The organism is Massilia norwichensis, from assembly GCF_024753245.1.
Taxonomy (GTDB): domain Bacteria; phylum Pseudomonadota; class Gammaproteobacteria; order Burkholderiales; family Burkholderiaceae_D; genus Telluria; species Telluria norwichensis.
Genome location: NZ_JANUGX010000023.1, coordinates 105,691 through 112,952, shown reverse-complemented (window position 1 = coordinate 112,952; position 7,262 = coordinate 105,691). Strand labels below are relative to the sequence as shown.

General features: G+C 60.6%; 6 protein-coding genes. 1 reads left to right on the top strand and 5 read right to left on the bottom strand.

Annotated features, from left to right (window positions below; genetic code table 11):
- Positions 1–68: 68 nt before the first annotated feature.
- From rpsJ to rpsL, 5 genes are all read right to left on the bottom strand, one after another.
- The gene (gene rpsJ / locus NX782_RS18315) at positions 69–386 is read right to left on the bottom strand and encodes a 30S ribosomal protein S10 (protein ID WP_036209000.1); all 318 of its coding nucleotides are present in this window, start codon (positions 384–386) and stop codon (positions 69–71) included.
- A 202-nt stretch (positions 387–588) separates the two neighbouring features.
- Positions 589–1,779, bottom strand: coding sequence for an elongation factor Tu (gene tuf / locus NX782_RS18310; RefSeq protein WP_258846862.1), 1,191 nt, complete (start codon positions 1,777–1,779; stop codon positions 589–591).
- 90 nt (positions 1,780–1,869) lie between these two features.
- On the bottom strand, positions 1,870–3,975 hold the full coding sequence (gene fusA / locus NX782_RS18305; RefSeq protein WP_258846913.1) for an elongation factor G: 2,106 nt from the start codon (positions 3,973–3,975) through the stop codon (positions 1,870–1,872).
- Between the two features lie 89 nt (positions 3,976–4,064).
- A complete protein-coding gene (rpsG, locus tag NX782_RS18300) occupies positions 4,065–4,535 on the bottom strand; it encodes a 30S ribosomal protein S7 (RefSeq protein WP_047826132.1) in 471 nt (156 codons plus the stop codon).
- A 149-nt stretch (positions 4,536–4,684) separates the two neighbouring features.
- A complete protein-coding gene (gene rpsL / locus NX782_RS18295; RefSeq protein ID WP_027867278.1) occupies positions 4,685–5,071 on the bottom strand; it encodes a 30S ribosomal protein S12 in 387 nt (128 codons plus the stop codon).
- Positions 5,072–5,414: 343 nt separating this feature from the next.
- On the opposite strand from rpsL, the gene NX782_RS18290 reads away from it, so the two are divergent.
- Positions 5,415–7,244 (top strand): phosphoethanolamine transferase, encoded by a 1,830-nt coding sequence (locus NX782_RS18290; RefSeq protein ID WP_258846912.1) that lies wholly within the window; start codon positions 5,415–5,417, stop codon positions 7,242–7,244.
- The last annotated feature ends 18 nt before the right edge of the window (positions 7,245–7,262 follow it).

Below are 7,262 nucleotides of genomic sequence, written 5' to 3'. Positions count from 1 at the left end.
TGGGGCTGGTCCGCAAGCGGTACCAGCCCCATTTTTACCGATGGACGAATCCACCGGGCGACACGTGATTATTGCAGCTTGATCTCGACGTCGACGCCAGCCGGCAGGTCCAGCTTCATCAGTGCGTCAACGGTCTTGTCGGTCGGGTCCACGATGTCCATCAGACGCTGGTGCGTACGGATTTCGAACTGGTCGCGCGAGGTCTTGTTGACGTGCGGGGAACGCAGGATGTCGAAGCGCTGGATGCGGGTCGGCAGCGGGACCGGGCCCTTGACCACTGCGCCGGTGCGCTTGGCGGTGTCGACGATTTCCAGAGCGGACTGGTCGATCAGTTTGTAGTCGAACGCTTTCAGGCGGATACGGATTTTCTGATTCGGAGCGGACATGCTAATTCCTTTAAAAGAACGTTCCGGCTTTGGAGCCGGCAATGTGTAAAAGGTGCTTCGGGTACTACGCTACTGCTCAAGAGGCGGGAGTATATCACCGAACCCTCTCAAACAGATGGGGACAGACCAAAAAGTCTGTCCCCATCCGTTGTGCCGGCGGTACGCTATCAAAGCGACCGCTGGCGAATCACGCTAACCGAAATTAGGCGATGATCTTGGCAACAACGCCGGCGCCGACGGTACGGCCGCCTTCGCGGATTGCGAAGCGCAGACCTTCTTCCATCGCGATCGGAGCGATCAGCTTGACGGTGATCGACACGTTATCGCCCGGCATCACCATTTCTTTGTCGGCCGGCAGAACGATCGAGCCGGTCACGTCGGTGGTACGGAAGTAGAACTGCGGACGGTAGTTGTTGAAGAACGGGGTGTGACGACCACCTTCGTCTTTCGACAGCACGTACACTTCGCCGGTGAAGTCGGTGTGCGGCTTGATCGAGCCCGGCTTGGCCAGAACCTGACCACGCTGGACGTCTTCACGCTTGGTACCGCGCAGCAGCAGGCCGACGTTGTCGCCAGCTTGACCCTGGTCCAGCAGCTTGCGGAACATTTCCACGCCGGTGCAGGTGGTCTTCACGGTGTCGATGATACCGACGATTTCGATCTCTTCGCCGACCTTGATGATGCCGCGCTCGACACGACCGGTCACCACGGTACCGCGGCCCGAGATCGAGAACACGTCTTCAACCGGCATCAGGAAGGCGCCGTCAACGGCACGTTCCGGGGTCGGGATGTACGAATCCAGTGCGTCAGCCAGTTGCATGATGGCGTCTTCGCCCAGCGGACCAGCCTGGCCTTCCAGCGCCATACGAGCCGAACCCTTGATGATCGGCAGGTCGTCGCCCGGGAACTCGTACTTCGACAGCAGCTCGCGCACTTCCATTTCGACCAGTTCCAGCAGCTCTTCGTCGTCGACCAGGTCGCACTTGTTCAGGAACACGATGATGTACGGAACGCCAACCTGACGCGCCAGCAGGATGTGCTCGCGGGTCTGCGGCATCGGGCCGTCAGCGGCCGAGCACACCAGGATCGCGCCGTCCATCTGCGCAGCACCGGTAATCATGTTCTTGATGTAGTCGGCGTGGCCTGGGCAGTCAACGTGAGCGTAGTGACGGTTTGCGGTCTCGTACTCGACGTGCGCGGTGTTGATGGTGATGCCGCGTGCTTTTTCTTCCGGAGCCGCGTCGATCTGATCGTAGGCCTTGGCTTCACCGCCGAATTTCTTCGACAGAACGGTTGCGATTGCAGCCGTCAGGGTGGTTTTGCCGTGGTCAACGTGACCGATGGTGCCGACGTTCACGTGCGGCTTGGTCCGTTCGAATTTTTCCTTTGCCATTTTGATCTTCCTTTAAAAGAACAATATATTTAGTTTTTTGTTGGTTCACCGGGAGCAGATTGTGTCCGCTCCCGGCTTACAGCTTTTGAATTACTTCGACTTCGCGGTCACGATCGCGTCCATCACGTGCTTCGGAGCTTCAGCATAGTGCTTGAATTCCATCGTGTAGGTCGCACGGCCCTGGGTTGCCGAACGCAGCACGGTCGAGTAACCGAACATTTCCGACAGCGGGACTTCGGCCTTGATGATCTTGCCGCCGCCGCCCGGGATTTCGTCCATGCCCTGCACCATACCGCGGCGGGACGACAGGTCGCCCATCACGGTACCGGCGTAGTCTTCCGGCGTTTCCACTTCGACCGACATCATCGGCTCCAGGATGACCGGGTTGGCGCGACGGCAGCCTTCTTTGAATGCCATCGAACCGGCCATACGGAACGCGTTTTCGTTCGAGTCAACGTCGTGGTACGAACCGAAGGTCAGCGTGACTTTCACGTCGACGACCGGGTAACCAGCCAGCACGCCGGTGGTCAGGGTCTCGCGAACACCCTTCTCGACTGCCGGGATGTATTCGCGCGGAACCACACCGCCCTTGATGGCGTCGATGAACTCGAAGCCCTTGCCCGGCTCTTGCGGCTCGATCGACAGGACAGCGTGACCGTACTGGCCGCGACCGCCCGACTGCTTGACGAACTTGCCTTCGACGTCGGTGACACCCTTGCGGATGGTTTCGCGGTAAGCAACCTGCGGCTTGCCGACGGTTGCTTCGACGCCGAATTCACGCTTCATACGGTCGACGATAATTTCCAGGTGCAGCTCGCCCATACCACCGATGATGGTCTGGCCCGACTCTTCGTCGGTACGCACGCGGAACGACGGGTCTTCCTGAGCCAGACGGTTCAGTGCCAGGCCCATCTTTTCCTGGTCAGCCTTGGTCTTCGGCTCGACGGCCTGCTGAATCACCGGCTCCGGGAACACCATCTTTTCGAGGATGATCGGTGCCGACGGGTCGCACAGGGTTTCGCCGGTGGTTGCTTCTTTCAGGCCGACTGCAGCAGCGATGTCGCCTGCGCGGACTTCCTTGATTTCTTCGCGCTGGTTCGCGTGCATCTGCAGAATACGGCCGACGCGTTCCTTCTTGCCCTTGATCGGGTTGTAGACGGTGTCGCCCGAATTGATGACGCCCGAGTACACGCGGAAGAAGATCAGCTGGCCGACGAACGGGTCGGTCATGATCTTGAATGCCAGCGCAGCGAATTTCTCGTTGTCGTCGGCCTTACGGGTGACCGGCTGGTCGTCTTCGTCGGTACCACCGACCGGCGGGATGTCGACCGGCGACGGCAGGTATTCGATGACCGCGTCCAGCATGGCCTGCACGCCCTTGTTCTTGAAGGCGGTGCCGCACATCATCGGAACGATTTCGCCGGCGATGGTGCGTGCGCGCAGTGCGGTCTTGATGTCCGCTTCCGACAGCTCACCCTCTTCCAGGTACTTGTTCATCAGGTCTTCGTTCGCTTCAGCAGCGGTCTCGACCAGCTTCTCGCGCCATTCGTTGGCTTGATCGACCAGCTCGGCCGGCACGTCGCGGTAGTCGAACTTCATGCCCTGCGATGCGTCATCCCAGAAGATGGCTTTCATCTTGACCAGGTCGACCACGCCCTTGAAGTTGTCTTCGGCGCCGATCGGGATCTGCAGCGGGATCGGGTTGGCCTTCAGGCGGGCGCGCATCTGCTCGTACACCTTGAAGAAGTTCGCACCGGTACGGTCCATCTTGTTGACGAAGGCCAGACGCGGGACTTTGTACTTGTTAGCCTGACGCCACACGGTTTCCGACTGCGGCTGCACGCCGCCGACTGCACAGTAAACCATGCAGGCGCCGTCCAGGACGCGCATCGAACGTTCCACTTCGATGGTGAAGTCGACGTGGCCCGGGGTATCGATGATGTTGAAGCGGTGCGGCTCGAAGTTGTTGGCCATACCCTTCCAGAAGCAGGTCGTCGCTGCCGAGGTAATGGTAATGCCGCGTTCCTGCTCCTGCTCCATCCAGTCCATGGTCGCGGCGCCGTCGTGCACTTCACCGATCTTGTGGTTCACGCCCGTGTAGAACAGGATGCGCTCGGTGGTGGTGGTCTTACCGGCGTCGATGTGAGCGGAGATACCGATATTGCGGTAGCGCTCAATGGGGGTAGTGCGTGCCATAATTTTTCCTAAATCTTTGAATGGACAAAACCGGGCAACATTTTGAAATCAAAACGCGCCCGGCCTGAACAACGGATACTGCTTTTTGCTTAGAAGCGGAAGTGCGAGAACGCCTTGTTCGCTTCAGCCATGCGGTGGACTTCGTCACGACGCTTCATTGCGCCGCCACGGCCTTCCGCGGCTTCCATCAGTTCACCACCCAGACGTTGCGGCATGGATTTCTCGCTACGCTTGTTTGCGGCTTCGCGCAACCAACGCATAGACAGAGCCATACGACGAACCGGACGAACTTCCACTGGCACCTGGTAGTTGGCACCGCCGACGCGGCGGGACTTCACCTCGACCATCGGCTTGGCGTTGTTGATCGCGGCCACGAACACTTCCAGCGGGTCCTTGCCCGATTTGGTCTGGATGTATTCGAACGCACCGTAGATGATGTTTTCTGCGACCGACTTCTTGCCGGACAGCATCAGAACGTTGACGAACTTGGCGACATCGGTATTGCCGAATTTCGGATCCGGCAGAATCTCGCGCTTGGGTACTTCACGACGACGTGGCATTTCAATTCCTTCCTGTCTTCAGTTGAGTGCTTATTCCGCACTCGCGAAAGGCCCTCATGACCCTTCACTTACTCAGCCTTCCGGCTGGCTCAACTTAACTTTTAAATGTGACCTCGATATGACGAGACCGCGCATTTACTCTTCAGTAATTACTTCTTGGCGCCGGCCTTGGCACGCTTCGCACCGTACTTCGAGCGAGCTTGCTTACGGTCTTTCACGCCCTGGGTATCCAGTGCGCCGCGAACCATGTGGTAACGCACACCCGGCAAGTCTTTCACACGGCCGCCGCGGATCAGGACGACGCTGTGCTCTTGCAGGTTGTGGCCTTCACCGCCGATGTACGAAATGACTTCGAAACCGTTGGTCAGACGCACCTTGGCGACCTTACGCAGTGCCGAGTTCGGCTTCTTCGGGGTCGTGGTGTAGACACGGGTGCAAACGCCGCGCTTCTGCGGGCAGTTTTCCAGTGCCGGGGACTTGCTCTTCACAACCGCGGCTTCACGCGGCTTGCGAATCAGTTGATTGATGGTTGGCATCGTTCTTAATCCAACAAAATTTGCTACTACGTTGATGACCCGGACTTCTTGCTGCCCGGGGACTGAAACCTAGTCCCGGATTGCTCGCTGTACAGGCGACGAAAGCCACTCACCAGTGGGAGCGGCTTCAATGCGTATACGATGTGCAGATTAATTCGAGAACTCGCGAGTATAGACCCGAAGCTGTGCAAGGTCAACCAGCTTGCTTCCGGGGCGGCCCGGCAATCAGTGAAGATGGCGAAAAGGCCAGGAGAATGTCGCACTTGCGACACAGGCATTGTACTCTGGTTTCCAGGGGGCAAAGACGGGATAATGGCTGGTTTTTTCTCCTGCCCCGGCTTCGATGCGATCCCTGCTGCGTCCACGCAACCTGTATGTGCTGCTGAGTTACTGCGTGCTGTCGTGCATGCCCTTCGTGCCCTGGCTGTTCGGCCAGCCGGTCGCGCACCCGGGCCAACTCGCCGGCATCGAACTGGTCTGCTGGATCGGCGCCTGGGCCTTCTTCAAGCGCCCCGCCTGGTTCCACTGGCTGCTGCTGCCGGCCTTCCTGGCGCTGCCGATGGAACTCTATTTATATACGTTCTACGGCCAGGGCATCTCGACCCACCACCTCGGCATCGTCGCCGAGACCAGTCCGGCCGAGGCGATGGAGTTCCTGGGCAGCAAAGCCTGGCTGCTGGTCGCCGTCTTCGTCGCCGTGCTGGCCTGGTTCGCGACCAGCTGGATCGCCGCCTGCCGCACCCGCGACCTCGACTGGGACGATGTATCGCGCCGGGTCGTGATCGGCGTGCTGGGCGTCGGCATCGCGGTGTTCGCCTACGGCCATGTGTTCGGTATCGCGCCGCCGCCCTTGCCTGCCGTGGCGCCGGTGGCCTCGGTGAAGAACAGCGTGCCCGAGGTCACCGCCCCACCGCGCCCCGGCAGCGTGCCGCAGGCGCAGCGGCTGCCGCGGCTGGCGCACTGGGCACGGCTGCCGCTCGACCTGGACGGCTTCGCCCGCTCCTGGCCCTTCGGCCTGATGGCGCGCGGCGTCGACTTCTATAAAGAGCGGGTCTACCTGGCCGACCTGAACCGGCGCAGCGCCCACTTCCGCTTCGGCGCCCACGCCGTCCAGGCGGCCGACGCGCCGCAGGTGGTCGTGATGGTGATCGGCGAGTCCTCGCGCTACGACCGCTGGAGCCTGAACGGCTATGCGCGCGAGACCAATCCGCTGCTGTCGCAGGAAGCGAACGTGGTGCCGCTGCAGGACGTGATCACCTCGGTGTCGGCGACCCGCCTGTCGGTGCCGGTGATCGTCTCGCGCAAGCCGGCCACCGACAGCCTGAAAGACGGCTTCTCGGAAAAATCCTTCCTGACCGCCTTCAAGGAAGCCGGCTTCAAGACCTTCTGGCTGTCGAACCAGATCTCGTTCGGCAAATTCGACACGCCGGTGTCCGTGTTCGCCAAGGAGGCCGACGTGGTCGACTTCCTGAACCTGGGCGGCTTCACGGACAACTCGAACTACGACGAGGTGCTGTTCGGCCCCTTGCGGCATGCGCTGGCCGACCCGGCGCCGAAGAAACTGGTGGTGCTGCACACGCTGGGCAGCCACTGGAACTACAGCCACCGCTATCCGAAGCAGTTCGACAAATGGCAGCCCTCGCTATTCGGCGTCGACAAACCGGTCTACACCGACATCCGCATCAAGGAGCAGCTGAACAACAGCTACGACAGCTCGATCCTGTACACCGACTGGTTCCTGGCCCAGGTCGTCGGTGCGCTGAAGGAGACGGCGCAGCCGGCCTCGATGCTGTACGTGGCCGACCACGGCCAGACCCTGTACGACAACAGCTGCCGTCTCGCCTTCCACGGCCACAACACGCAATACGAATTCCACGTCTCGGCCTTCGCCTGGTATTCGGACGCCTACCGCGAGCGCCACCCGGACAAGGTCAGCCAGCTGCTGCGCCACCGGAAAGCCAGGCTGGCCACCGAAAACATCTTCCACACCCTGCTCGACCTGGCCGACGTGCGCTACCCGGGCGAACGCCTCGAATGGAGCTTCGTGAACCCCGGCTTCAAGCAGCACAAACGCTACGTCGACAGCTACGGCTGGACCGACTACGACAACGCCACCATCAAGGGCGCGTGCCATGAGGTGATCGACAAGGGCAAGCCGCTGCCGCGCAACTGATGCGCTGCCTCAAACCGG